Source organism: Pseudoalteromonas sp. 68 DY56-GL68 (assembly GCF_041414825.1).
GTDB lineage: Bacteria > Pseudomonadota > Gammaproteobacteria > Enterobacterales > Alteromonadaceae > Pseudoalteromonas.
This window is the reverse complement of sequence record NZ_JAOCZL010000011.1, coordinates 27,973-51,755: the sequence shown is the minus strand read 5'-3', so window position 1 is coordinate 51,755 and position 23,783 is coordinate 27,973. Positions and strand designations below refer to the sequence as shown.

Sequence of the window (23,783 nt, the reverse complement as noted above, 5' to 3'; positions counted from 1 at the left end):
CACTCTCCTAAAATAGCTCAATGTCTGTTCCAGCATCTTGCTGCTCGATTTCGTGTAAGTATTTAACTTCACGTTTCTCTAGTTTATCAGTATGCAGATCACGCAGCTTTTTCACTTGTGCTTGACCCGTCTGAGGATTAAAAATTATTTTACGAGGCCAAGGCCCACCGACGTCATGTGATATTAAATCTAAACCTTCCTCAAGTACATATGCATTTGCAAAGCGAATATTACCGACACCTATATCTGTCATTGAGCGAATAATTTTACCACCACCAAATAGCTTCACTTTTAAATTACGTTTTGATGCACCATTTTTAAGGATTTCATTAATTAAAAACTCCATGGCCCAGTTACCATAACGGCAATTTAAACTGTGAGCATTACTCGGATCCACGCCTTTTTGCATTGGCAGCATAAAGTGGTTCATACCACCAATCCCTAACCCTTGATCATAGATACATGCAGCAATACATGAGCCAAGTACGGTGGTGATCAGTTCATCATTTTTAGAGACATAGAATTCACCCGGTAACACTTTTGCGACAACCTTTTGCCTGTGACTATCCCAAAAACGCTTTACGTGCTCAAACCCTGATAATACTGGTTTGAAATGACTATTCATTGACCACCTTTTGATAAATCGTTTGGCCTAAGTTTTTAAATTCTTTATGGTCTTTGCCCATAGTTTCTGAATGCCCCAAAAACAAATGCCCCGCATCACTCAGTAAGTCAAAGTAACGATGAAAAAGCGTATCTTTTGTCGGCTTGTCAAAGTAAATAACCACGTTGCGACAAAAAATGACATCAAATGATCCCTTCATCGGCCACTGCTCAAGTAAATTCAATCTCTTAAAAAAGATATTCTCTTGTAACTGTGGTTTTACTTTATAGAGCTGACCATCATGACTTTTTAAAAACCAACGTTTTAGCTGACTTTTATCGAGCCCATTTACATTGGCCGCTGTATAAGTACCAGCTTGCGCCTTAGCAAGTACGTTTGAATCAAGGTCAGTGGCCAGAATTTTTACATCCCAATTAGTCGGAAACAGACCACTTAGAGTCATTGCTATCGTATAGGGTTCTTCCCCTGTGGAGCAGCCTGCTGACCAAACGCGCACTCGCTTTTGCTTTGCATTTGTAGTCAATAGCCTCGGCACTATAGTATTTTTCAGATAGTTAAAGTGATGTGGTTCACGAAAAAATGACGTCAAATTTGTGGTAATCGCATTGATAAACTCACTAAATTCTCGCTCTTTATGTTCTTCTAAAAAAGCTAAATAGTCCTTAAAGCTCTTTAACTTAAGTAACCTAAGTCGCCTTGCCAAGCGTGAATACACCATTTCACGCTTATGCTCAGCAAGTACGATACCGCAAGCATCGTATACCTGAGATGAAATGTTTTTGAAGTCACTATCCGTTAGTAAAAACTCTTTCATAATTTGACCCACCAGCCTTAGAGGGAATACACATTGTATTAGCGATGTAGAGAGGGAAGAGTTTTAAAACTCTTCCCACTCGTCACTTGGGTCTACAAAATTATTACCTTTGGGCGAGACTGGCCCCGATTGGCTTGGTCGCTTAACAGATACACTCGAAGCACGGCTGGTTATGTCTGTTTCTTCTTGCGCTGAGAGCGAAAAGAAGTTCAATAAACGTCGCATATCATTTGCTTGCTCAGCCATTGACTCACCAGCCGCAGATGCCTCTTCAACTAATGCTGCATTTTGTTGAGTCATTTCATCCATTTGTGCAATTGCTTTATTGACTTGTTCAATACCTGAACTTTGCTCTTCTGATGCTTGGGCAATATCAGAGATCATGGCTGTGACTCTTTGTACGGCAGTCACAATTTCTTGTAGTGTTGAGCCAGATTCATTAACCAGTAGAGTACCGTCTTCGACTTTACCTACACTATCGCGGATCAACTCTTTAATTTCTTTTGCAGCTGCCGCAGAGCGCTGTGCAAGATTACGCACTTCCCCTGCAACCACAGCAAACCCTCGACCTTGTTCACCCGCTCTTGCAGCCTCAACAGCGGCATTTAATGCGAGTAAGTTCGTTTGGAAAGCTATTTCATCAATCACACTAATAATATCGGCAATCTTCTTACTCGACTCATTAATGGCCGACATACTTGTTACTGCGCGATTAACAACTTCACCACCTTTTTGCGCCTTAGCACGTGTTTCCTCGGCAAGTTCGTTCACTTCTTTGGCATTATCAGCATTTTGACGAACTGTACTGGTCATTTCTTCCATACTTGATGCTGTTTCTTCAAGTGAAGATGCTTGCTCTTCAGTGCGTTGACTCAAGTCAGCATTGCCTTGCGAGATTTCTTCAGCACCACTAGCAACTAATGTCGCAGAGCTATTAATACGATTAATCACTTCCGTTAATTTATCAGCCGTGGCATTGGCATCACGTTTTAATTTCTCAAATGACCCTTGGTATTCTTGTTCAATACGTTTTGATAAGTCGCCGTTCGCCATAGCATCAAGCATATTACCAGTGTCTTTAACTGCATCGTCAACAATAGCCACCATGCTATTTAAACCTTGCGCTAAGCGTAGGAAAAAGCCAGTTTTACCTGTTTCTTCGACACGGGCTTCTAAGTCCCCCTTACCTGCGGCAGCGACTAAACCAGCAATTTCTTTTTCAATTGCAACCTCGGCTGTTCTGTCTTCCCATTCCACCACTGTACCAATGCGCTCATTATCTGGTGTAAAAATAGGATTTGCCACAAGACCAAAGGTACGTCCGCCAACAACAATCTCCGTACTGTAGGTACTGCTAAGTTTTGCCAGCATATTGCGTTGATGGGCAGGGTTTTTATGAAATACATCGATATTTTGACCGATTAAGTTGTTGCTATTAAAGTTAGGCAAGTCTTTACGCAAGTCACTTTCAGCAATTTTCATCATGTTCAATACAGCTTCATTCATGTAGATAATATTATTACCCGCATCAGCTATCATGGTATTTGTTGCGACCCTATCAAGCGCACGACGCACTCGCAGGTTTTCTTCAGCTTCACGCTTTTCAGCCTCAGCTTTGTTAACACTGTCAGTAATATCTTGCCACTCAACGATGGTTCCTAAGCGCTTGCCAGCACTATTCACCCAAGGAGTAGCAATCAAACTAAAAATTAAACCAGCAAGTCGCAAGGTGGTTTTATAAGGCTCTGTCAGTGCCTTTAAAAATTCACGCTGATGACTTGGTTTTTTATGAAAATCGTCAACACAGGTACCCACTAAATTTGCTACCGAGAAATTAGGTAATACTGACTGCAGGTCACTTTCACGCGCCTTTAGCATTTGTTTTACCTGCTCATTAACAAAAATAATTTCAAGATCATTGTTCGCAATCATCACGTTTGCTTGGCAAACACGTAACGCGTTAGATAAATCTGCATCACGTTGTGATTGTTTGTCTCGTTCTTTTTGTGCTGATATATCACTGGCAAACTTAATGACTTTAACGACTTGACCGTTACTATCAATAATTGGGTTATAGGTCGCTTGAATCCAAATCTCTTGGCCATTTTTACCGATGCGCTTGAACTCATCAGAGATAAATTCGCCACTTCGCAAACGCTGCCAGAACTTCTGGTATTCGGTGCTTTGAGACTCTTCTTCAGCAACAAACATCGCGTGATGCTGGCCTTGAATCTCCTCAAGCCGGTAACCCATGACGCTTAAGAAATTTGCATTGGCTGTCAAGATTGTTCCCGATGGTTGAAATTCAATCACTGCAAGTGATTTATTCAATGCAGTAACAATTAAATCATTATTTGACTCAACACTTTTAGGACTGCTAAACCATCCCATACCCTTCACCTTCTTGTTAATCAACCCAATTAAATGTCCATCGTTTTTTGTAGGTCTAATAATGCGACCATTTTTTCACCCACATTCACCAAACCTGCCACAAATTGCGCATGCTCCGAATCTGATAAGTGGGGCACTGCTTTTGCTTCATGCTCAGCAATGCTATAGACATCCGAGACGGCATCGACAACGATACCCATAATTTTACTTGTGCTTTCTAATTTCACCTTAAGAACAATCACCACCGTAAGCGGCCCATACTCAATAGCAGGAATCGCAAAACGACGCCGCAAATCAATAATAGGCACTATGGTGCCTCGCAGATTTATTACCCCTTTAACAAAATCTGGCGCATTTGGAATGACGGTTATCTCTTCCCAGCTGCGAATTTCTTGAACGGTTAAAATATCAACGCCATATTCTTCATCTGCCATAATGAACGTTAGAAACTGTTTCACATCCTGATCTTGTTCTAAAGTTAATTTGTTATGTAGGTCGTCTTGCGGTGTAATCATGACGCCTCCAAACTAGCTTTAGACTCGATGATAAGCTCTTGGCTTCCCGGTTTTTTCAGGCCTGATAATTTAATCAATCCACTAATATCAACAATCAACGAAACCCGACCGTCACCTAATATTGTTGCGCCAGACACACCATCTACTTTTTGATAATTGGCTTCTAGGCTTTTGATAACCACTTGTTGCTGAGACAGTAAGTCATCCACCAATAGACCCACTTTTTGGTTGTCGCTTTCAACAACAACTAACAAGGTCTTATCAAGCGTCTCTATCGCACCTTGGTGATTAAAAATAGTGTATAAACGTAAGATAGGAATATATTCATCACGCAGGCGCAATACGTCTAAATCCTTGCCTACCCGACTTACTTTACTGATATCTATTTGGAGAGATTCAATTATCGAAATGAGTGGAATGATGTAAGTATGCTCAGCAATACGAACTAACTGGCCATCAAGAATCGCTAATGTCAGTGGTAAACGAATAGTAAAGGTTGAGCCTACACCGGGGGCTGAAGATACTTCGACTGACCCGCTCAGTGCTTCAATATTTCTTCTTACCACATCCATGCCGACGCCTCGTCCGGATAGATCGCTCACTTGATCTGCGGTCGAAAAACCAGGTAAGAAAATGAGTTCGTTAATTTCATTATCACTAAGATCATCAGACTCGGAAATTAAGCCATTTTTTATCGCTTTCTCACGGATTTTCGTGGTATTTAAACCCTGCCCATCATCCATGATCTCAATAACAATGTTCCCGCCTTGATGAAAAGCATTCAACGTAACGGTACCTACCGGATCTTTACCTGCTGCGACTCGTTTTTCGACTGTCTCTAGACCATGATCAAGTGAATTTCTGACTAGATGCACCATAGGATCAGAGATTTTCTCCATCACAGTTTTATCCAGCTCGGTTTGTTCACCTAAAAGCTTTAGCTCAACTTGCTTGTCGAGTTTTTGAGAAATATCACGCACCAAACGTGGAAAACGGCTAAAAACGAAGCTAATCGGCAACATTCTTATACGCATCACATTTTCTTGTAAATCCCGAGTGTTGTGAGCGAGTTGAGCAAGCCCTTCTTGTAAAGAGGCAATGGTTGCTTCAGTTATCTCTTGCTCACCCAACTGGCTAAGCATGGCTTGTGTAATAACGAGCTCACCGACCATGTTAATTAGCGAGTCCACCTTATCGATTCCAACACGAATCGAAGTAGACTCTGTATTGGCCGCGGCTGATTTAACAGGAGCTGACTTCTTAACTTCCGCCGTTGGCTTAGCCGCAGTTTCTGCCTCTTTGATCTCTGTATCAGTGGCTGCTTGTGCTACTTTTGTTTCTTCTAGTTCATCACCAAATAATCCACCGCATAGCGTAATGGTGATATCAGCATCATCTTCGACCCATTCAAAAATCTCTTCGATGCAGCTTTGCTCTTTATCTGTGGTTAAAAAGAAGCGCCAAGATAAAAAACACTCTTCAGGTGCAAAGTCAGTGATATCTGGCACATCATCTTGAAATGCCTGAGTTTCAAGATCACCTAGCTCAGCAAGCTCGCTGATCATATAAAGCGGTTCGTTACCTGTTTTAAATAAATGGTGGTGAGGCTTAAAATCTATCTGAAAGGTATTGCGACTACTTTCTGTGCTGGGCTCTTCGCTATTTGTATCACTTGCCGCGGCTTTTGTTGCTGCACGCATACCTAAAATTTCTTCAAATTTTATACGTAGTTCATCAGCTTCCGCTAAATCGGGCTGTTGCTCAGCCTGCAGTGAACGTAATAATGCCCGCAAACAATCAACTGACTTTAAAAGTAGGTTTACATGCTCAGCAGTTAAGTCTCGTGAGCCTTCACGAATTTGGTCTAAAAGGGTTTCTAGAACGTGGGTAAAATCAGCTACCGATGTAAATCCAAATGTTCCGCTACCTCCTTTGATAGAATGTGCAGCGCGAAAAATAGTATTGATTGTTTCTAAGTCTTCTTCGCCTGGAACTAGGTTTAATAACTCAGCTTCCATTGCATCGAGTCCTTCAAAGCTTTCTTCGAAGAACACTTCAAAAAATTGGCTTAGATCTATACTCATGCCCCGCTCCTATTGTTAGCGAATCACTTTTTTTAATACCGCTAACAATTGCTCTGGGTTAAAAGGCTTCACTATCCAGCCTGTTGCGCCAGCAGCTTTACCCTCAGATTTCTTATCTAGACCCGATTCTGTGGTCAGCATAAGTAAAGGAGTAAATTTGTAGTTTGGTAGAGTGCGTAACTCTCTTATCAGTGTAATACCATCCATTACCGGCATGTTGACATCAGAAATAACCGCATCAAAGCCCTGCTGTTTTGCAATACTCAATGCTTCGCTGCCATCCTTTGCTTCGGTCACATCAAAGCCCGCTTTTTTAAGGGTAAAACCAACCATTTGTCGCATTGATGCTGAGTCATCGACTGCTAAAATTTTTTTCATAAAAACCTCTTAATTGGCATTTTCAAGCACAAGGTAATGACTTAATCCCAAACTATTAATTGCCTGTTGCAACGGCTCGCTTTGTCCAACCCAAATAATTTTATGCTGAACCGAAAGCAAATGTTTTTGCAATGCACACAGTAGCTGTACTGACGCAGTATCGGCTCTCGTTACTTCACTGATATCAAGACATATATCATCATTTGACGATAATTCTTGTAGTAAATCTTGGTGTAGTGACTCAACATGAGTAATTGCGAGTTCAGTAGGAAGCTTTATCATTAACGCGCTCTTACACAGCTTTTAATAATTCATAACAAAAGCTTAGACTGAGTTAATAAAATTGCCATTTTTTAAATTAAAAAATAGTAAATTTTTTTAGTAGGTTAGAGGAAAAATAAAAAAAGAGAGCATCTGCTCTCTTTTAAAATACTTAACTTCTCTATACAAGTTATAGAGCATAATAGTCAGCAATTTCCTTAAACTCTTGCGTTAATGTTTTGGCATTAATCAAAGGCACGCTACCTTGCTTAAATTCAGGTTTAAAAATCGCTCGCACAGCCCCTGCCTGATCAACCATCACCACCGAAGCACTGTGGTCGACAGCATACTCTTGCTCATCGCTATCATTAATCGCATAAATTAAGCCAAGCTCCCGCACAAAAGGAAATAGCTGTTTATGCGACCCTGATACAGCTAAAAAATCAGTATTGAAATAATCAATATAAGCTTTGCGTTTAGCCGTTGTATCTCGCTTTGGATCGACAGCAACAAACCACACCTGTACGTCATAATCGTTGCTCAATTGCTTTTGTACACTTGTAAGTTTTGCTAATGTCATAGGGCAAATATCAGGACAGCTGGTGTAACCTAAAAACAGTAAATTCCAATGCCCCTTTAATTGACTATTATCAACAGGATTTCCATGTTGGTCAGTTAATAAAAAAGGGCTTATTGGCTTTGCCTTCTCATACACAAGCGCAGAAACATCAGGGGCAGACTTCTCACTACCGCAACCGATGATAATAAGGCTAAGGCATACCATTAGCACAGCTAAAAAATGCTTCATACAAGAAACCACTTATCAATAAATAGGGCGATAAAGAGTAGCATTAAATGTACGATTGAAAAACGAAATAAGTCCATTGCCGTACCCTCTTTAGGCGCAAATTTTAGCTTTAGCGCTTTATAGATAAAAACCGCATTTAAGGCACTTGCAGCAAATAAATAAATAATCCCCGACATGCCTATTAGGTAAGGCAATACACATACTAAGGCCAGTAAAATTGAATATGCCACTACACATGTTTTGCAAAACTCAATGCCGTGAGTGACAGGTAACATAGGGATTTTTGCCCGCTCATAATCACTTTTACGTGCAATAGCCAGCGCCCAGAAGTGCGGCGGTGTCCAAGTAAAAATAATCATCACTAATAACCAAGGCGCAGCTGCCATGTGCCCTGTTTCTGATACCCACCCTAATAAAGGTGGCATCGCACCAGCAAGTCCACCGATGACAATATTTTGTGGGGTTGCTCGTTTTAAAAAAGAAGTATAGATAAAAGCATAGCCAACCAAAGCAAACAGCGTAAGCACAGCAGTTAGCGTATTCGCCCAGATCATCAACATAATAAACCCAAGTACGCCAATGGTGGCGGCAAAACTAAGAGCATGCAGCTTACTTAAGCGGCCTTTTGCAACAGGGCGATGTCGTGTGCGTGCCATTTTGCTATCAATTTCACTATCAACGACATGATTTATTACTGCCGCAGCTGCAGATAATAAACCTATGCCTAGTAGACTTGCTAATTGAACAAATACATCCCTTCCCATATCAGGTGCAAGTGCTAATCCTACCCAAGCCGTGAGTACTAACATCGCAACAACTTTAAATTTACTTATTGCTAGATAGTCCTTCAGTAATTCAGTGATCTGCGCTGTTACTGATTTTTCAGTTGCTAAAATAAGTGCCATCCCAGCCTCCTAAGTTCTTGCTTTTAGATGAAAACAAAGTCTAACCATGCTCAAAAGCAACAATGCCGCCATTAAGTTATGAGCAAGTGCGACGCCTAATGGAAAATGCCAATGCACGACGGCAAGGCCCAAGCAAATCTGGCATAACAAGGCCACCAGTACTGTTACAGTGCAGTGCTTGATCTTTCGAGAATAGGATTTCGAAAAGATTCGCCACATAATCAACGCAAGCACCACACACGTTACCAGTGCCCATACGCGATGTAGTAAATGTATAGACATGCGTGCCTGTTGAGATAACACGCCATACTCATAGGTACTGTGCTCGAGCGGCAGCTGAAACACACTTGAGAGTGAAAACGGCTGCCCGTAACTACATAGTGGTAAACCATTACAGTGCGGGGCTGCATAATTAGCCGCAAGCCAACCGCCTAAAGCTATCTGTAATACCAACACCACTAACCCTACCAGCGCTAATCTATAATAAGGCCTCGCCCCTGCATCACCGCCAGTAATAGGCTTAGAAGTCAGCCGCAAATATAGTAAAAACACTAAAGATAAAATGCTAAACCCACCCAATAAATGCCCCATAACAACCAAAGGTTGCAGATTCATGGTCACTGTCCACATTCCTAGGGCCGCTTGAAAAACCACCAGCAATAAAAGTGCTAGCGGTAGTTTCACTGGGGTAGTAGGGTATTGACGTTTCAGCCAAGCAAATACAAACAACGCCAATATAAATAGGCCTAATGCTCCTGCAAAATAGCGATGAATCATTTCTTTCCATGCTTTTGCTGCTTCAAACATCATATCTGGATAATTCTGCTCAACATGCAAAAGTGCAGTTTCATGCTTTGGCACAGTTAAAAACCCGTAACACCCAGGCCAATCAGGGCAACCAAGCCCTGCATCACTTAACCGCGTATATGCCCCAAGCCCCACCACTAAAACAGATAGAAAACACGTAAATAAGACTAAATATTTATAATTTTTATACATTATTGCCCCTTACCGAGTATTAACTTGAACGTGCGTAGTTGAGTAGTTTTTTTAAATCTTTCAGTAAGCCTTTTTGAATTAACCGATTCTCTTCAGGTTCGTTTTTATAGGGATAATGCAAAACAACCAGTCCCATATGATCGACTAAATATAAGTCCCCCGCTTGAAGATCTGCGTTTTCTTCTAAATGGCGCCAATTCGCTGCTGTTTTTTGCTGCCGACTTAACACAGCAACATCCACTTTTTGCTGATTTTTTCCTAGAGCAACGTATAAGTTTTCAAGACTCGCAAGCTGCTTTTCACACCTTGATTGGCAATCATCTGGATAGTTAAGTGCAATTGTCCATTGCTTAGGATCATCTTGCTGCCAATCAGCGAGTTTTACTTCGGTCTTTAACAGCTCACCATGATTACTAGAGCCACTTGGCAACCACTCAAGCTTTAATGCTGCAAAGGCCAGAATAAGGGGCACAAAACAACACAGAGCAAACAAACTAAGTGGATTTATTTTCATGATGTCTCCTTCTCATCGCAAAATACGCAATAACAACACAGGCCAAGCCAATTAGCAGCCATTGCACTGCATAGGCGTAATGTTTATCAGGACCCATCACAACACTTTTGTAATGGGGTGTTGCTAAGCCGTCTGCTTCTTTACGATAACCAATAAAGGCGTGTAACGGCTGCTCTAGTTGACGGCTAAAAATGGCTAAATCGACTCCCTGAATACGTTTAGGCCAGCCACTTTCTGCACCAATCTCATCCGCTAAAGTAAAGCCTTGAAGCTGTCCTTGTTTTATTTGAACTGTCGCTGTAATAAGCGCACTGCTAGGCCAAGCCACTGTTGGCAATTGATTGCGATCAGCCGGGGCTTTGAGCCAACCAAAATTAACAATTAAAGGGGCTACTTCTCCTTTGATGCTTACAGCTGCAAGTAAGTCATAACCTACTTGCCCTTGATATATTTGATTATCAAGTAGCCAGTAATGATGTTTATTAACCGCTCCAGAGACTTTGACCTGTAAGCCCGTTTTGTTAACACCATCAGGTAAGCTTTGCAGTGCTTGCCAATCCATAACACCTTGTTGGCTTGATACAGCGAGCTGACTTAATTGCTGCTGTTTTTGTTCACCGCGTTGATACTGCCAAACACTTAAACGCAAACAAATCAGCACCGCAAACATCACAACGCAAATTGCGATAATTGAACTAAGCTTTTGTTTACGCCATAAAATTAACTGCATCAAGGAAACCTAAAATGATAAAAATCATCATTGTGTTGTTATTGTTATATATTGTGTTTAACCTTTTTCGAGCACTGTTTGTAATGATGTCAGCAAAACAGACCGCACGACCTATGTCACACTATTTAGGACGCAGAGTACTTTTCTCTGTTGTTGTGTTGGTGATCATTATTGCCGCAATGAAATTGGGCTTTATTCACACCAACCCATCACCTCTTCGTCACGCTACAGCACATACACAAATACAAATAAACACAGCCAAACCACATCAACAAAATGCCAATACCAAGCTGCGGCCTGAAACGCAAAATGCTTTTCACGACTAAAATGACCTTTGAATATACGCAACAGTACGACAAACAGAATTACCGTCCCCAAGGTCACGTGCATACCGTGAAAACCAGTTAATAAAAAGAACGTGTTGCCATATACACCCGCATCTAGGGTTAAACCGAGATCCTGATAAGCATGCATATATTCATATACTTGTAAGCCTAAAAAAACGACACCTAATAACACGGTTAGCGATAAGAATACTTTTAGCGCACCTCGCTTATTGTTTTCCATTGCCACATGAGCAAAGTGAATTGTGACCGAGGAGGTAAGTAAAATAAGGGTGTTAATTAATGGGAGCCCTTGCCAGCCCATAGCCTGTGTTGTGTCACCACTTGGTGTGGTTAAAAGAGGCCATACGGCTTCAAAGGTTGGCCAAAGTACTTCGTTGGTCATGGCATTGTTACCAGCCCCCCCCAACCAAGGTACAGAAATCATACGGGCATAAAAAAGTGCACCGAAAAACGCCATAAAAAACATTACTTCAGAGAATATAAACCAGCTCATGCCCTGCCTGAATGAACGGTCCATTTGTGCTGAGTAAAGCCCCTTATGCGACTCTTCAATAACGTTCCTAAACCAGCTGAAAACCATATAAATTAATATCGCAATGCCTAAATACAGTACATATTGACCACTGCTGCCTTCGCCACTGACTTGCATTACAGTTAAACCAGCGCCAACAGCAATTAAAAACATCGCAATTGCACCGACAATCGGCCACGGACTTTCAGTTGGTACATAATATTTTTCGTAATTCTGACTCATTTTGTTTGCTCCTAATTAGCAATTAGCTTGGCGGCTTCATCGTTTTTAGCCACAACCTGCCCGCTAATATCAAACACGGTATAGGACAATGTCAGTTCTTCAACATCATCCGGTAGCTCAGTATCGACATAAAATAATAAGGTAAACTCGATTTCTTCACCTGCTTTCATAGGCTGTTGATCGAAGCAAAAACAGGCTATTTTGTGTAAGTATTTAGCTGCTTTTCCTGGTGATACCGAGGGGATTGCTTGCATTATTTTGTCTGTGCTGCTGGTATTCTTAGCACTAAACTTAACTTCACGCATAGCGCCTGGCTGCACAGCGACACTGTACTGCTGGGACTCAACTTTAAATGGTGCTCCGCTTTGTGCATGTGTTGTAAAGCTTACATCTACCGAGCGTTCAGTATTAACTGTGTCACTCACTACAGCCTTCTCAAGAGAAGGTTTGCCATTTAAGCCCGTAACATCACAAAACACGTCGTAAAGCGGCACCAATGCAAAGGCAAATGCAAACATACCAAGGCATGCTAGCAGGAGCTTTTTGAGCAAAGGTGCATGATTCATTACTTAATCTCCGGCGGTGTCTCAAAGGTGTGATAAGGTGCGGGCGAATCAACTTCCCACTCTAGCCCCTCTGCACCGTCCCATACCTTAGCAGGTGCTTTTTCGCCGCCTCTGGCACATTTAAATACCACCAGCACGAACAGCAGCTGTGACAGGCCAAACGCAAACCCACCAATACTAATAATGGCGTTAAAGTCTGCAAATTGCAGAGCATAATCAGGAATACGGCGTGGCATGCCAGCAAGACCAACAAAATGCATTGGGAAAAACAGCACATTGACACTAATCAGTGATAACCAGAAATGCCATTTCGCCAAGGTTTCGTTATACATATTGCCAGTCCATTTTGGCAGCCAGTAATAGGCTCCCGCCATAATAGAAAATACAGCGCCTGTAACGAGTACATAGTGGAAGTGTGCGACCACAAAATAAGTATCATGATATTGGAAATCAGCAGGTGTGATCGCGAGCATCAAGCCAGAGAAACCTCCCAAGGTGAACAATACGATAAAAGCAATGGCAAACATCATGGGGATTTCAAAACTAATTGACCCTCGCCACATGGTAGCGACCCAATTAAACACTTTTACGCCTGTCGGTACCGAAATCAACATAGTGGCGTACATAAAGAACAGCTCACCCGCAACCGGCATGCCTGTAGTGAACATGTGATGTGCCCATACGATGAAGCTAAGCAGCGCAATCGATGAAGTTGCATACACCATAGAGGCATAACCAAATAGCTTTTTACGTGAGAAAGTCGGCACGATAGTAGAGATAATACCGAACGCCGGCAAAATCATGATATACACCTCAGGGTGCCCAAAGAACCAAAAGATATGCTGGAACATCACAGGGTCGCCCCCCCCTGCGGCATCAAAAAAGCTGGTCGCAAAGTATTTATCAGTGAGCACCATGGTCACCGCACCGGCAAGCACAGGCATCACAGCAATCAATAAGAATGCGGTGATCAACCATGTCCAAACAAACAATGGCAGCTTCATCCATGTCATGCCAGGGGCTCTTAAGTTCACAATGGTCACGATAACGTTAATCGCCCCCATAATTGAGCTAATACCCATGATATGTACAGCGAAGACAAAGAGTGCGGTGTTATCGTTACTATAAGTAGTCGACAGTGGCGCATAAAAAGTCCAACCGAATGCAGGGCCACCTCCAGGCATAAGCAATGAAGCTAACAGGATTAAAAAGGCAAAAGGTAGAATCCAGAAACTCCAGTTATTCATCCTTGGCAAAGCCATATCAGGTGCACCAATCATCATTGGCACCATCCAGTTGGCCAATCCAGTAAAGGCAGGCATAACAGCCCCAAATACCATGATCAAACCATGTACTGTCGTCATTTGATTAAAAAAGTGTGGATCAACAAGTTGCAGACCCGGCTGGAAAAGCTCTGCGCGGATCACCATTGCCATCGCACCACCAATTAGAAACATGGTTAGTGAGAAAATGAGGTATAAACTACCAATATCTTTATGGTTTGTTGTATATAACCAACGCTTGAAACCCTTAGCAGGGTGATGGTCGTGATGCGCATGCTCAGTGGCTTGCTCATTAATAACGTTACTCATTAGTTCGCCTCCGCTGCTGCATCAATCGCTGCTTGAATTTGACTCGGCTGGATAACATCACCCGTATCATTGCCCCAAGCATTTCGTTTATACGTAATGACAGCTGCAAGCTGCTTAATTGAAAGCTGTTTATCGAATGCTTGCATTGCTGTACCAGGCTTGCCATGAAGCACAATATCAATGTGATCTTTAACATCACCTAGTACAATAGGGCTGCCTTTAAGCGCAGGAAATACGCCCGGTAGCCCCATACCTGTTGGCTGATGACATGCTGCACAGCTAGCCATGTAGACTTGCTCACCTAGTGTCATTAACTCTTCTTTCGCAAGTGTTTGATCAAGTAATGCAGCATCCGCTGCTGCCGCATTCGCTTTTTCTTGTTTGGCATCAGCTAACCAAGTTGCAAACTCATCTTCAGGTAATGCTTGAACCACAACAGGCATAAAACCATGATCTTTACCACACAGTTCAGCACATTGGCCCCGATAAACACCAGGTTCGTTAATTCGTGTCCATGCTTCATTGATAAAGCCCGGGTTTGCATCTTTTTTCACCGCAAAATCAGGAACCCACCAAGAGTGAATAACATCGTCAGAAGTCATCAAAAAGCGTACTTTTTTATTGATAGGAAGAACCAGCGGCTTATCGACTTCAAGTAAGTAATTTGCTGTCTTTTCAGCTTGGTTATCTATTTGATCTTTTGGTGTCGACAAAATCGAGTAATAGGCAATATCTTCACCCATATATTCGTAATGCCATTTCCATTGAGAGCCCGTGACCTTAATGGTGATGTCCGCCTTAGAGGCATCTTCCATGGCGATTAAGGTTTTTGTGGCAGGCACAGCCATGGCAATTAAAATCACAAACGGAATGGCAGTCCAAAGAATTTCAACTTTTGTGCTTTCATGAAATTGGGCAGGCTTTGCCCCTTTTGATTTTCTATGATGTATTAAAGCCCAAAACATCACCGCAAAAACGATGACGCCGATTACACAACAGATAATAAATATCGTCATGTGTAACTCATAAACATTATTACTTATATCAGTTACCCCTTTACGCATATTAAATTGACTATTTGCCAATGCTAACTGCGGTAGAGACACTAATATAAGCCACAAGGCATAACGCATTTTACCCATGTGACAGCTCCTTTAGATGCTATTGCAAGACGCAAAGCGAAAAGGCGTACAGCTAGGTGCCCATTCGTATTTTTATTGTTAAGAGCAAACACGTACCAACACGACAGAAATCTGATACAAGCTCATCGTTTAACACCACAGCACATTATTTTGTGTCTTTTTAGTAAAGCGGTGTTAACACAATGTATTAACCAATTAGTTAAAAAATGAACAATAAGCAAGTTTTTAATCTAAGAAATGTTTATTTTGGTGCAAAAATAACAACTATAATCAGAGCGTTATTTGTAAAAAAAGGAGAAGAGCAAAAACTCAAAAAGAAAGGAAAACTGCGCTATACATGGACTTCCAGCAACGCTAAGGGGTCACAAATCGATGCTAAATAGGTAAAAAGCGGCGTCGCACCAAATTAAATCAGTTTGACGCACCATTTTGGAAACATCTTACTCAGTACAATACATCAAAACAAAAAACGAGCGTGACTGAGAACACTAAAGTTACTTAAGTATATTAGCGTTACATCCAATCAGCATTACGAATAACCCCAACTGCCAATCCTTCAATATTGAAAGATTCGTGTTCGAGATCAACTTCAATCGGTGCAAACTCGTCATTTTCTGCATGTAGGAGGACTTTTCGACCTGCTTTTTCTAAGCGTTTTACAGTCACATCTTCATCAACACGCGCAACGACAACTTGACCATTTTCAGCCACTTGTGTTCTGTGTACTGCCAGTAAATCACCATCCATAATGCCTATATCTTTCATACTCATGCCATTAACACGTAGTAAAAAATCTGCAGCGGGCTTAAACAAAGATGGATCAACCTGACAATGGCTCTCTACATGTTCCTGCGCTAAAATTGGCTCACCTGCGGCAACACGACCAATTAAAGGGAGTCCTAGTTGTTCTGGCTCATCCTCTTCAACTAACTGAATACCACGACTCGCACCAGGCTTCATTTTTATCATGCCTTTTTTAGCCAGCGCTTTAAGATGTTCTTCAGCAGCATTGGCACTTTTAAAACCAAGCGTTTGAGCTATTTCGGCACGAGTTGGCGGCATGCCTGTATCTTTAATAAATACTTTAATAAGTTCTAATATTTGCGATTGGCGTTTCGTTAATGGGCGCATACAACTGGTTTTCCATACAGTACATTTAACTGTGAGTATATACAGTTATCTGAAAATCGCAAATTTAAATTAGCCACCTCATTTTGCTACAAAACTAACATTGAACAGCACAGTTATATGCAATATGGTAGTAGCTTTAATTAGCTTGCTAAGGAAATACCATGAGCATTTGGCACCAGCCAATCACTTTGGAGCAATGCCAGCAATTTGCACAAGGCATTACAGGTGAAGGAACTTTGATGAAAACCATGGGCATTGAAATAACCGAAATTGGTGATGACTACCTAGTTGCCACCATGCCCGCTATACCAGCCCACCATAATCCAATGGGGATGGTACACGGAGGCGCAAATGTTGTGCTAGCTGAGACTGTGGCCAGTTATGCGGCAAATTTTGTTGTTGACTTCGAAAAGTTTTATTGTGTCGGCCAAGAGATAAATGCCAATCACCTCAAAGCATCACGCAAAGGCGTACTTACAGCAATTACACGCCCTATTCATCTAGGGAAAAGAACATCGGTTTGGGAAATTAAAATTAGTAATGCGGCAGGTGAACTGTGCTGCGTATCACGTATGACCGCAGCAGTGGTAGAACGAAGATAGCGAGCTTAGCTCTGAACCGGATAGATGGTAATTTCGATCCCTGCGCCAATGGCAGAAATACGTAATAAGGTATCTGCGTGCAGGGCTTGATTAAAACATTTTGGCGAGTCACCTGACTCAAAACCAATATCAAATGTTCGTTTTGAACACGAAAGCCACTGTTTCAATGCATTGCGTGAACATGACTCAATTAATTCGCATAATTGATTAATTGCTTTATCTGGCGTGCTAATGTCAGCTGTTGCTTCAATACGAGCAAGTTGGCGATATTCATCTTTGTCATAATGTAAGACCATGGCGTTTTTCTTTAAATCAGCCACCAGTGCACTTATATCGTGTTTTGATTCAAGCTCCAAGTCTACATTTAAAAATTGAATTTCCGACATACCTTCGTTTTACCCTCTATTAATAGCGATTGGAACTTTAACGCAGTTTTGTCTATATACCAAATCTAGAATACAGTTAATGCGACATTATGCCGCATTGGCAGCCTAATTTAAGCTTTTACAATAGCGCCTATACAAAAATAACAAATGGTTTTCTATGAATAAACGTATGTTCAAATATGCCCGCAAAGTGCATAAATGGTTAGGTTACTTGCTCGCCATACAAATCTTTTTTTGGCTGCTGGGTGGCTTGGTAATGAGCGCCATTCCACTTGAAAAAGTACATGGCAAACACTTAGCTAAACGCAGCCTCAGTAATCCATTTAAAGTACATGATTACATGGCATCAATTGATGCAATAACAACTCAATTTGAGCAAATTAGTGATATAAAATACAGCCACTTACTCACAAAACCCACTATTGAAATTGCCACTTTAAACGGTACATTTACCTTTGATGGTATAACGGGTGAGGCAATGGCTAGGCCAAGTGAATCTGAGATTATTGAAAATGCTAAAGCACACCTACTCATTAGTGCAAAGACCTCTCAAGTACAGCTTTTAGCAAAAGGACCCAGAGAAATTGCATACAAAGCGAATGTTTGGCAAGTCAGCTTTGATGACTGGCTGACAACCACCCTGTATTTAGATAGCGCTACAGGTAAGATCATTACAGTACGCAGCACTATTTGGCGTATTTTCGACTTTTTCTGGATGTTGCATATTATGGATTACGACGAGCGCGAGGACTTTAATAACCCCTTACTTATAAGCTTTGCAGCCACCAGCGTACTGTTTTGTCTTTCTGGCATTTTATTATTACTACAAAACCTACGTATAAAACGCCGTAAGCCAATTTCAATTATCAGTAAATAATCCTACCAGCATCGGCACCACTGTTTTGGTGCCTTGCTTATAACTTGTCGAAGTTTGAATTGTTCGGACTGATTATCTCGATAACAATCAAACTCTTTTTCTTTTAGAGCTATCACTCTACAATAGCAAATCCTGTAGTTCACACATGTGATGGATATGCGTTTATTTTTCTCTTTACTATTTTGCCTTGGGGTGTGTTTTACTACCTCTGCGGAGCAATTTTCTAGCTTTTCTAGTGCCAAAAAATATCTAATAAAGACCTTACCAAACGACACTAAGAGCCTATATTGTGATTGTGATATAAAACGTGAGGGTAAAAAGTTAGTGCCTGATCCAACGCGATGCGGCTACCTGCCGCGAAATGCTGTCACTCGTTCTGGTAAACAAAATATACGGGCACACCGTATTGAGTGGGAGCATATTGTACCTGCTTGGGAGTTTGGTCATCAACTGCAGTGCTGGCAAGAAGGTGGTAGAAAAAATTGCCGAAAAGTGAGTAAAAAATTTCGTCAAATGGAAGCTGACATAAATAACTTAGCACCGGCCATCGGTGAAATTAATGCTGATCGCTCTAACTATCGTTTTGGTATGGTAGCCAATAACATCAAACAGTACGGAGCATGTCCTGTTAAGGTTGACTTTAAACAGCGTGTTGTTGAACCGCCTGTTTATGCTCGAAAGCGCATTGCAGATACTTACTTCTATATGCAAAAAACCTATGGACTCGCTATTTCAAACAAACAACAGAAGCTCTTTGAAGCATGGCAAAAACTTGAACCTGCAGACTGACATGATGCGCTGAAAATTTATACACTTATTTACACTATTTAGATCGCCCTTTATTGTCATCGCGTATACTTACTGATACTTTTTCAACAACTGTTTACAGGAAAGTAATCTCATGTTTAAAAGTAACAAACTCGCGCAGGCGACTTTTTTTCTCTTTTCAAGCCTTTATTTAACGGCTTGCGGTGGGGGCAGTTCGTTAGACTCTGACACAGATACAGTAACTCCACCTCCCGCTAACTCTTCCACTGTTTGGACAGCCGGTACATTTGCGCCATCCAGCGAGTTTAAAGATCAATGCGCCGTCCCTCGCACAGGAAATGATCCATTCAATGAAAATCAGCCTTACCCCGACACTGCTGGTTCTGAGTTTACAGAAAAAATGTGGTTACGCTCATGGAGTGATGAAACATACCTTTGGTACGATGAAATCGAAGACAACAACCCTAATGACTTTAGCTCAGTTGCAGCCTACTACGCTCAACTGAAAACATTTCAAACGACAGACTCAGGCGCTAACAAAGACAACTTTCATTTTAGTCAGCCAACTGAAGATTTTTTCAAAGAGTCGCAATCTGGTGTTGTATCGGGCTACGGAATCAACTGGGCTTTTCTTAGTAACACACCACCTCGAATACTACGCATTGCCTATTTAGAGGATGGCTCACCTGCCGCCAATGCGGGTTTACAACGCGGTGATACGGTTTTATCGGCGGATAATATAAGTATTAACGACAACACCGAAGCTGGCATTGAAATTTTGAATGAAGTACTGTTCAACCCCACAGCTGGCAGCTCCCATAACCTTAAACTACGAAGCAATGATGGTACTGAAAAATCAATCAATGTGGTAGCAGGTAATATAACCCAAACCCCTGTGCAAAATGTGAATACACTGATCACTGAAAATGGCACCAAAGTTGGTTATATACAGTTTAATAGTCACATAAGCATTGCCCAGCCTGAGCTTATTAATGCTGTTAATAAGTTCAAAGCCGATATGATCGATGAGCTTGTGATTGACTTTAGATACAACGGTGGTGGCGTATTGGCTCTTTCTGCACAACTTGCTTACATGGTTGCAGGCCCTGCCAATAGTAGAGGTTTTGACTATTATCAAACCATTAGAAACGACAAACAACCCAATGATACGCCCTTTCCATTTATTGACTTTGAAATTGATTATTCAACTTTTCAAGCGACTAACAACACACTCCCCGATTTAAACTTATCAAAAGTGTATGTGCTTAGCACTGAAGGAACTTGCTCGGCATCAGAAGCATTTATTAATGGGCTCAAAGGCATCAACGCAGAGGTTATTCTAATTGGTGATAAGACTTGTGGTAAACCGTACGGGTTTAATCCAACTCATAACTGTGCAACAACCTACTTTACTATTCAATTTTCGGGAGTGAATGAAAAGGGGTTCGGTGAATATTCAGATGGCTTAAAACCGACTCCTACTCCGCAGTTTGACGCTGACGTGCAAGGTTGTCTGGCTGCAGACGATTTTAACCATCAGTTGGGCGATAAAAACGAAGGTTTATTATCTACAGCACTTTTCCATATCGCGAATAATCGCTGCCCTATTTCAACTCAAACAGCAAAAATCAAACAGCCCAACACCTCAGTCAATGCGTTAGCGGATACAGGCTTACCACTCGTTCCTAAACAACCGCTATATAAAGAGAATATGGACTTAACACGCCCCTTACCAACAAAAGGAAATATCGATGAGTAAAAAATACCTCTTTATTTCATCATTACTGATGAGTTTAACTGCGTGTCAAAGTACCCAAGCAAAACAACCGCTAGATGCGACGTTAACTCGCATCAACCCAGGCGTGATTACCGAGTTACAACAGGCCATTCAATCAGCTAAAGGGGGGGCTTTAGTGACCTTAGCTGATGATGTGTTCACCAAAAGTGCTGTGCTTTTAATTGATCATGGTACAGGAAAAGGACCTGATGGATTGCCAATAATGGGCGCCCATTCAATTCCTTCTGAGAAGTTTCTGTTGCAAAAAGCAGGCGAGCAATGTCTGCTTTACTACCCCAAAAAAGAGCGCCGTATTCCACTTCCTAATGTAGAGTGCGAAGTTAACTAACAATCAGGCACAGCAGAGGCTGCGCCCTTGTCATCATAGGCTTTGATGAGGGCCAAACACCTCATAGTGAATGCGCTCACTTGCAACCCCAATACTTAGCAGCTGCTCTTTTATCATTGTCATAAAGGCGACTGGACCACACAGGTAAAAGTCACCTTTGCTAATTGGTAAGCTATCAGCGATATGGTTTACATCCATCAAGCCCGCAAAATCTCCCCTTTTGCCATCTTTTAACCACGTAACACAATGCAATGAAGCGTGCGCTTGTTGTTGCTTTATTAAATACTCTTTAAAGGCAAACTGCGCCTCACTGTCGCAAGCATGTAGGTAATGGATTGACTGATTAGGTTGATTACCTAATAGTGTTTCTAGCATCGCCATCATTGGGGTTTGACCAACACCCGCTGAAATCAATACGACAGGCGAGTCGATTTCGCGAAGCACAAAGTCGCCTGCTGGAGGATAAACTTCAATTACCTCGCCTTCGCGCAAGCTATGTAAATGGTAGGAGACTAAACCTTCTTGCTTTACGCTAATACGGTAGTTTTCGCCATTACTTTGCTGCGAAATAGAGTATTGGCGAATTTGAGTATTATTACTGTTTTCAGGTTTAACTTTAATACCCAAATACTGCCCAGGTAGATGTGACACCACCGCTTTACCGTCACAAGGAGTCAGAGTAAAACTACAAATATGCTCTGACTCGATATGCTTATGTGAAATAGTAAATAAACGTGTACCAAACCAACCCCCTTGGGCTTGCTTAGTTTTGTTGTATAGTGCCATTTCTTCTGTAATACAGACATCTGCAAGCAGTGCATACGCTTCTCGCCATGCATATTCAACCTCAGCGGTAAACTGCTCAGGCAACAACTCCTTAAGCGTTGCAATTAAGTGACCACCTACAATCGGATAGTGCTCAGGTAAAATGTGATAACTAGTATGCTTATGGTTTATACGCGCTAAAGCGTCTTTCAAAACAGCAAGATTATCAATATTTGTAGCATAGGCAGCTAACGCATTAAACAACGCAAATTGCTGAGAGCCTGATTGCTGATGGGTCATATTAAAAATATTTTTTAACTCTGGATTATAACTAAACATACGATCATAAAAGTATTCAGTAACCTGAGGGCCCGCCTCTGCTAGCAACGGTACTGTACTTTTAACAATCTCGATCGTTTTTTCAGACAACATATAGTTTCCTCTATTTATAAAGGGAGTAATTAACCCACGCGGCCATCTACACGACGTTTAACTAAAATGGGCACGCAATGAAATAAGAACAATAAAAAGCCAGCTATCCACAGCATTGCACTCAGTTGCCATGCCAAGTGGTGACCTATCAAAGATACAAGGAGAGCGCGTATAATCGCAGCAACGGCAATACACACAAATGCTAAGGTAATGATAAATGGCACTTTTAGGGGGCGGCCGGTATGACCATGAGACACACGAACCATCATAGCTAAGATCATTAAGCCAATCGTACCTACAGTGATAAAATGCAGCGCATCTTTAAATAAAATGAACGAACTATAGTTGCTCAGTGCAATTAGGAGTAAACCTATGCTCAAAGCCCAATATGAAAGGTGTAGTGACCATAACAGAGGTACTTTTAGTATCCCCTTTTGCCACCAAGCGACACTGCGATAAAAATGCAAACAAGCAAGCCAAGCAAAAACCCAACCTACGCTCATTTGATTAAAGAATAATTGACTAAAGAAGAACCAAGCAATAGCAAATAAAGAGCTTACAACAACCAGTTTATCAAGCCTTGGTAGGCGAACTTGCTCGGTAAGATTCAACCCTCGCGCGGTGAAAAATGGCACAACACGGCCTGCAACAATACCAACCAATAAAGTCATCACAATCACCGCGGTATCCGCAACACTGAGCGCAAAGAGCATATTTTCAGCAATCACCAATGCCAAAAAAATAATATTAAGAGCACATAGCATGGAGGCAATAGTGATAAACACGTAATTCTGCTTACTACTTGCTTTGAGCAACATATTACTAAGGGTAATAATGCCGGCTAACCACCATATAAGCTGAAACACTCCCACCACATATAAATTAAAATTCGCTGTTATTATGGCAGGTAAAAAGAAACTCAAACGTGCTAATAACCACACAGCAGTCATTAGACAAAGCTTGCTGCCACTGACACTAGGAACACCAGTCCAGGTTTGCGCTGCTGTCAGTAAAAACCCCATAGCAACAACACCTGAAAAACCAAATAGCATTTCATGGGCATGCCAAAGCGTAGCTGGTACAGTTAAATGCCAGTTGGCATAACCGCTTAGCATGAGTAACCAATAACTCATAGAACCCACGGCTAATACACCAGCAACCAAAAAGTAAGGCCTAAATGCCAATGCCCAAATAGGCCATTGACTGACTTGATGAGCCTTTACTTTTTTTGGCATTGGCTCTGTTAAATTAATGACTTTCATTACCACTCT

27 protein-coding genes are annotated in these 23,783 nt (G+C 41.6%); 7 read left to right on the top strand and 20 right to left on the bottom strand.

Annotated elements, in window-relative coordinates; translation table 11 throughout:
• Positions 1 to 7: 7 nt before the first annotated feature.
• From cheD to NYF15_RS07315, 12 genes are all read right to left on the bottom strand, one after another.
• Positions 8 to 625: a chemoreceptor glutamine deamidase CheD gene (gene cheD, locus NYF15_RS07370; protein WP_237120335.1), complete on the bottom strand. Its 618-nt coding sequence runs from the start codon at positions 623 to 625 to the stop codon at positions 8 to 10.
• Positions 618 to 1,439, bottom strand: a complete 822-nt coding sequence (locus NYF15_RS07365; RefSeq protein WP_130149164.1) for a protein-glutamate O-methyltransferase CheR — start codon at positions 1,437 to 1,439, stop codon at positions 618 to 620. The genes cheD and NYF15_RS07365 overlap by 8 nt, the downstream gene beginning before the upstream one ends.
• Before the next feature lie 63 nt (positions 1,440 to 1,502).
• On the bottom strand, positions 1,503 to 3,830 hold the full coding sequence (locus tag NYF15_RS07360) for a methyl-accepting chemotaxis protein (RefSeq protein ID WP_371353204.1): 2,328 nt from the start codon (positions 3,828 to 3,830) through the stop codon (positions 1,503 to 1,505).
• A 29-nt stretch (positions 3,831 to 3,859) separates the two neighbouring features.
• Positions 3,860 to 4,345, bottom strand: a complete 486-nt coding sequence (locus tag NYF15_RS07355; RefSeq protein ID WP_130149166.1) for a chemotaxis protein CheW — start codon at positions 4,343 to 4,345, stop codon at positions 3,860 to 3,862.
• The gene (locus tag NYF15_RS07350; RefSeq protein ID WP_371353203.1) at positions 4,342 to 6,429 is read right to left on the bottom strand and encodes a chemotaxis protein CheA; all 2,088 of its coding nucleotides are present in this window, start codon (positions 6,427 to 6,429) and stop codon (positions 4,342 to 4,344) included. Before NYF15_RS07350 ends, NYF15_RS07355 begins: the two co-directional genes overlap by 4 nt.
• Before the next feature lie 15 nt (positions 6,430 to 6,444).
• The gene (locus NYF15_RS07345; protein WP_130149168.1) at positions 6,445 to 6,807 is read right to left on the bottom strand and encodes a response regulator; all 363 of its coding nucleotides are present in this window, start codon (positions 6,805 to 6,807) and stop codon (positions 6,445 to 6,447) included.
• A gap of 9 nt (positions 6,808 to 6,816) precedes the next feature.
• Positions 6,817 to 7,089, bottom strand: coding sequence for an STAS domain-containing protein (locus tag NYF15_RS07340; protein WP_237120339.1), 273 nt, complete (start codon positions 7,087 to 7,089; stop codon positions 6,817 to 6,819).
• 169 nt (positions 7,090 to 7,258) lie between these two features.
• Positions 7,259 to 7,852, bottom strand: coding sequence for an SCO family protein (locus tag NYF15_RS07335; protein ID WP_371353258.1), 594 nt, complete (start codon positions 7,850 to 7,852; stop codon positions 7,259 to 7,261).
• 20 nt (positions 7,853 to 7,872) lie between these two features.
• On the bottom strand, positions 7,873 to 8,781 hold the full coding sequence (cyoE, locus tag NYF15_RS07330; RefSeq protein ID WP_371353202.1) for a heme o synthase: 909 nt from the start codon (positions 8,779 to 8,781) through the stop codon (positions 7,873 to 7,875).
• A gap of 9 nt (positions 8,782 to 8,790) precedes the next feature.
• Positions 8,791 to 9,780, bottom strand: coding sequence for a heme A synthase (locus NYF15_RS07325; RefSeq protein ID WP_371353201.1), 990 nt, complete (start codon positions 9,778 to 9,780; stop codon positions 8,791 to 8,793).
• Positions 9,781 to 9,799: 19 nt separating this feature from the next.
• Entirely contained in the window at positions 9,800 to 10,294 is a 495-nt protein-coding gene (locus NYF15_RS07320) for a transmembrane cytochrome oxidase associated protein (protein WP_371353200.1), read from the bottom strand.
• Positions 10,275 to 11,024, bottom strand: a complete 750-nt coding sequence (locus tag NYF15_RS07315; RefSeq protein ID WP_371353199.1) for an SURF1 family protein — start codon at positions 11,022 to 11,024, stop codon at positions 10,275 to 10,277. Before NYF15_RS07315 ends, NYF15_RS07320 begins: the two co-directional genes overlap by 20 nt.
• Before the next feature lie 14 nt (positions 11,025 to 11,038).
• Between NYF15_RS07315 and NYF15_RS07310 the strand changes: the two genes are divergently transcribed.
• Positions 11,039 to 11,350 carry a DUF2909 domain-containing protein gene (locus tag NYF15_RS07310; protein WP_371353198.1) on the top strand — a complete coding sequence of 104 codons (312 nt, stop codon included), beginning with the start codon at positions 11,039 to 11,041 and terminating at the stop codon, positions 11,348 to 11,350.
• On the opposite strand, the gene NYF15_RS07305 is transcribed toward NYF15_RS07310, so the two are convergent.
• The 4 genes from NYF15_RS07305 to coxB are packed head-to-tail and all read right to left on the bottom strand — an operon-like array spanning position 11,250 to position 15,425.
• Positions 11,250 to 12,125: a cytochrome c oxidase subunit 3 gene (locus NYF15_RS07305; protein ID WP_371353197.1), complete on the bottom strand. Its 876-nt coding sequence runs from the start codon at positions 12,123 to 12,125 to the stop codon at positions 11,250 to 11,252. The genes NYF15_RS07310 and NYF15_RS07305 overlap by 101 nt on opposite strands.
• A gap of 11 nt (positions 12,126 to 12,136) precedes the next feature.
• Entirely contained in the window at positions 12,137 to 12,691 is a 555-nt protein-coding gene (locus NYF15_RS07300; RefSeq protein WP_237120344.1) for a cytochrome c oxidase assembly protein, read from the bottom strand.
• Positions 12,691 to 14,283, bottom strand: coding sequence for a cytochrome c oxidase subunit I (gene ctaD, locus NYF15_RS07295; RefSeq protein WP_130149182.1), 1,593 nt, complete (start codon positions 14,281 to 14,283; stop codon positions 12,691 to 12,693). The genes NYF15_RS07300 and ctaD overlap by 1 nt, the downstream gene beginning before the upstream one ends.
• Positions 14,283 to 15,425, bottom strand: coding sequence for a cytochrome c oxidase subunit II (gene coxB, locus NYF15_RS07290; protein ID WP_062568347.1), 1,143 nt, complete (start codon positions 15,423 to 15,425; stop codon positions 14,283 to 14,285). Before coxB ends, ctaD begins: the two co-directional genes overlap by 1 nt.
• 206 nt (positions 15,426 to 15,631) lie before the next feature.
• Here coxB and NYF15_RS07285 point away from each other — a divergent pair, with 206 nt between their 5' ends.
• Positions 15,632 to 15,808: a hypothetical protein gene (locus NYF15_RS07285; protein WP_371353196.1), complete on the top strand. Its 177-nt coding sequence runs from the start codon at positions 15,632 to 15,634 to the stop codon at positions 15,806 to 15,808.
• A 130-nt stretch (positions 15,809 to 15,938) separates the two neighbouring features.
• On the opposite strand, the gene lexA is transcribed toward NYF15_RS07285, so the two are convergent.
• Entirely contained in the window at positions 15,939 to 16,556 is a 618-nt protein-coding gene (lexA, locus tag NYF15_RS07280) for a transcriptional repressor LexA (protein ID WP_062568348.1), read from the bottom strand.
• A 161-nt stretch (positions 16,557 to 16,717) separates the two neighbouring features.
• On the opposite strand from lexA, the gene NYF15_RS07275 reads away from it, so the two are divergent.
• Positions 16,718 to 17,158, top strand: coding sequence for a PaaI family thioesterase (locus NYF15_RS07275; RefSeq protein ID WP_062568349.1), 441 nt, complete (start codon positions 16,718 to 16,720; stop codon positions 17,156 to 17,158).
• 5 nt (positions 17,159 to 17,163) lie between these two features.
• Here NYF15_RS07275 and NYF15_RS07270 read toward each other — a convergent pair whose 3' ends face one another.
• On the bottom strand, positions 17,164 to 17,544 hold the full coding sequence (locus NYF15_RS07270) for a hypothetical protein (RefSeq protein ID WP_062568350.1): 381 nt from the start codon (positions 17,542 to 17,544) through the stop codon (positions 17,164 to 17,166).
• Positions 17,545 to 17,701: 157 nt separating this feature from the next.
• Here NYF15_RS07270 and NYF15_RS07265 point away from each other — a divergent pair, with 157 nt between their 5' ends.
• The 4 genes from NYF15_RS07265 (at position 17,702) to NYF15_RS07250 (ending at position 21,315) form a co-directional block, all read left to right on the top strand.
• Entirely contained in the window at positions 17,702 to 18,421 is a 720-nt protein-coding gene (locus NYF15_RS07265) for a hypothetical protein (protein ID WP_371353195.1), read from the top strand.
• 150 nt (positions 18,422 to 18,571) lie between these two features.
• Positions 18,572 to 19,210, top strand: coding sequence for an endonuclease (locus NYF15_RS07260; RefSeq protein WP_371353257.1), 639 nt, complete (start codon positions 18,572 to 18,574; stop codon positions 19,208 to 19,210).
• Between the two features lie 112 nt (positions 19,211 to 19,322).
• Positions 19,323 to 20,948: a S41 family peptidase gene (locus NYF15_RS07255; protein ID WP_371353194.1), complete on the top strand. Its 1,626-nt coding sequence runs from the start codon at positions 19,323 to 19,325 to the stop codon at positions 20,946 to 20,948.
• Positions 20,941 to 21,315, top strand: a complete 375-nt coding sequence (locus NYF15_RS07250) for a hypothetical protein (RefSeq protein ID WP_130149187.1) — start codon at positions 20,941 to 20,943, stop codon at positions 21,313 to 21,315. Before NYF15_RS07255 ends, NYF15_RS07250 begins: the two co-directional genes overlap by 8 nt.
• 33 nt (positions 21,316 to 21,348) lie before the next feature.
• On the opposite strand, the gene hmpA is transcribed toward NYF15_RS07250, so the two are convergent.
• Both hmpA and NYF15_RS07240 read right to left on the bottom strand, forming a co-directional pair.
• Positions 21,349 to 22,512, bottom strand: coding sequence for an NO-inducible flavohemoprotein (hmpA, locus tag NYF15_RS07245; RefSeq protein WP_371353193.1), 1,164 nt, complete (start codon positions 22,510 to 22,512; stop codon positions 21,349 to 21,351).
• 29 nt (positions 22,513 to 22,541) lie between these two features.
• Positions 22,542 to 23,774, bottom strand: coding sequence for an NnrS family protein (locus NYF15_RS07240; protein WP_371353192.1), 1,233 nt, complete (start codon positions 23,772 to 23,774; stop codon positions 22,542 to 22,544).
• Between the last annotated feature and the right edge of the window lie 9 nt (positions 23,775 to 23,783).

What these genes read in the sequence shown, in the direction of transcription:
- cheD (WP_237120335.1), bottom strand. Translation starts at nt 625, where the DNA reads ATGAATAGTCATTTCAAACCAGTATTATCAGGGTTTGAGCACGTAAAG.
- NYF15_RS07365 (WP_130149164.1), bottom strand. Translation starts at nt 1,439, where the DNA reads ATGAAAGAGTTTTTACTAACGGATAGTGACTTCAAAAACATTTCATCT.
- NYF15_RS07360 (WP_371353204.1), bottom strand. Translation starts at nt 3,830, where the DNA reads ATGGGATGGTTTAGCAGTCCTAAAAGTGTTGAGTCAAATAATGATTTA.
- NYF15_RS07355 (WP_130149166.1), bottom strand. Translation starts at nt 4,345, where the DNA reads ATGATTACACCGCAAGACGACCTACATAACAAATTAACTTTAGAACAA.
- NYF15_RS07350 (WP_371353203.1), bottom strand. Translation starts at nt 6,429, where the DNA reads ATGAGTATAGATCTAAGCCAATTTTTTGAAGTGTTCTTCGAAGAAAGC.
- NYF15_RS07345 (WP_130149168.1), bottom strand. Translation starts at nt 6,807, where the DNA reads ATGAAAAAAATTTTAGCAGTCGATGACTCAGCATCAATGCGACAAATG.
- NYF15_RS07340 (WP_237120339.1), bottom strand. Translation starts at nt 7,089, where the DNA reads ATGATAAAGCTTCCTACTGAACTCGCAATTACTCATGTTGAGTCACTA.
- NYF15_RS07335 (WP_371353258.1), bottom strand. Translation starts at nt 7,852, where the DNA reads ATGGTATGCCTTAGCCTTATTATCATCGGTTGCGGTAGTGAGAAGTCT.
- cyoE (WP_371353202.1), bottom strand. Translation starts at nt 8,781, where the DNA reads ATGGCACTTATTTTAGCAACTGAAAAATCAGTAACAGCGCAGATCACT.
- NYF15_RS07325 (WP_371353201.1), bottom strand. Translation starts at nt 9,780, where the DNA reads ATGTATAAAAATTATAAATATTTAGTCTTATTTACGTGTTTTCTATCT.
- NYF15_RS07320 (WP_371353200.1), bottom strand. Translation starts at nt 10,294, where the DNA reads ATGAAAATAAATCCACTTAGTTTGTTTGCTCTGTGTTGTTTTGTGCCC.
- NYF15_RS07315 (WP_371353199.1), bottom strand. Translation starts at nt 11,024, where the DNA reads ATGCAGTTAATTTTATGGCGTAAACAAAAGCTTAGTTCAATTATCGCA.
- NYF15_RS07310 (WP_371353198.1), top strand. Translation starts at nt 11,039, where the DNA reads ATGATAAAAATCATCATTGTGTTGTTATTGTTATATATTGTGTTTAAC.
- NYF15_RS07305 (WP_371353197.1), bottom strand. Translation starts at nt 12,125, where the DNA reads ATGAGTCAGAATTACGAAAAATATTATGTACCAACTGAAAGTCCGTGG.
- NYF15_RS07300 (WP_237120344.1), bottom strand. Translation starts at nt 12,691, where the DNA reads ATGAATCATGCACCTTTGCTCAAAAAGCTCCTGCTAGCATGCCTTGGT.
- ctaD (WP_130149182.1), bottom strand. Translation starts at nt 14,283, where the DNA reads ATGAGTAACGTTATTAATGAGCAAGCCACTGAGCATGCGCATCACGAC.
- coxB (WP_062568347.1), bottom strand. Translation starts at nt 15,425, where the DNA reads ATGGGTAAAATGCGTTATGCCTTGTGGCTTATATTAGTGTCTCTACCG.
- NYF15_RS07285 (WP_371353196.1), top strand. Translation starts at nt 15,632, where the DNA reads ATGAACAATAAGCAAGTTTTTAATCTAAGAAATGTTTATTTTGGTGCA.
- lexA (WP_062568348.1), bottom strand. Translation starts at nt 16,556, where the DNA reads ATGCGCCCATTAACGAAACGCCAATCGCAAATATTAGAACTTATTAAA.
- NYF15_RS07275 (WP_062568349.1), top strand. Translation starts at nt 16,718, where the DNA reads ATGAGCATTTGGCACCAGCCAATCACTTTGGAGCAATGCCAGCAATTT.
- NYF15_RS07270 (WP_062568350.1), bottom strand. Translation starts at nt 17,544, where the DNA reads ATGTCGGAAATTCAATTTTTAAATGTAGACTTGGAGCTTGAATCAAAA.
- NYF15_RS07265 (WP_371353195.1), top strand. Translation starts at nt 17,702, where the DNA reads ATGAATAAACGTATGTTCAAATATGCCCGCAAAGTGCATAAATGGTTA.
- NYF15_RS07260 (WP_371353257.1), top strand. Translation starts at nt 18,572, where the DNA reads ATGGATATGCGTTTATTTTTCTCTTTACTATTTTGCCTTGGGGTGTGT.
- NYF15_RS07255 (WP_371353194.1), top strand. Translation starts at nt 19,323, where the DNA reads ATGTTTAAAAGTAACAAACTCGCGCAGGCGACTTTTTTTCTCTTTTCA.
- NYF15_RS07250 (WP_130149187.1), top strand. Translation starts at nt 20,941, where the DNA reads ATGAGTAAAAAATACCTCTTTATTTCATCATTACTGATGAGTTTAACT.
- hmpA (WP_371353193.1), bottom strand. Translation starts at nt 22,512, where the DNA reads ATGTTGTCTGAAAAAACGATCGAGATTGTTAAAAGTACAGTACCGTTG.
- NYF15_RS07240 (WP_371353192.1), bottom strand. Translation starts at nt 23,774, where the DNA reads ATGAAAGTCATTAATTTAACAGAGCCAATGCCAAAAAAAGTAAAGGCT.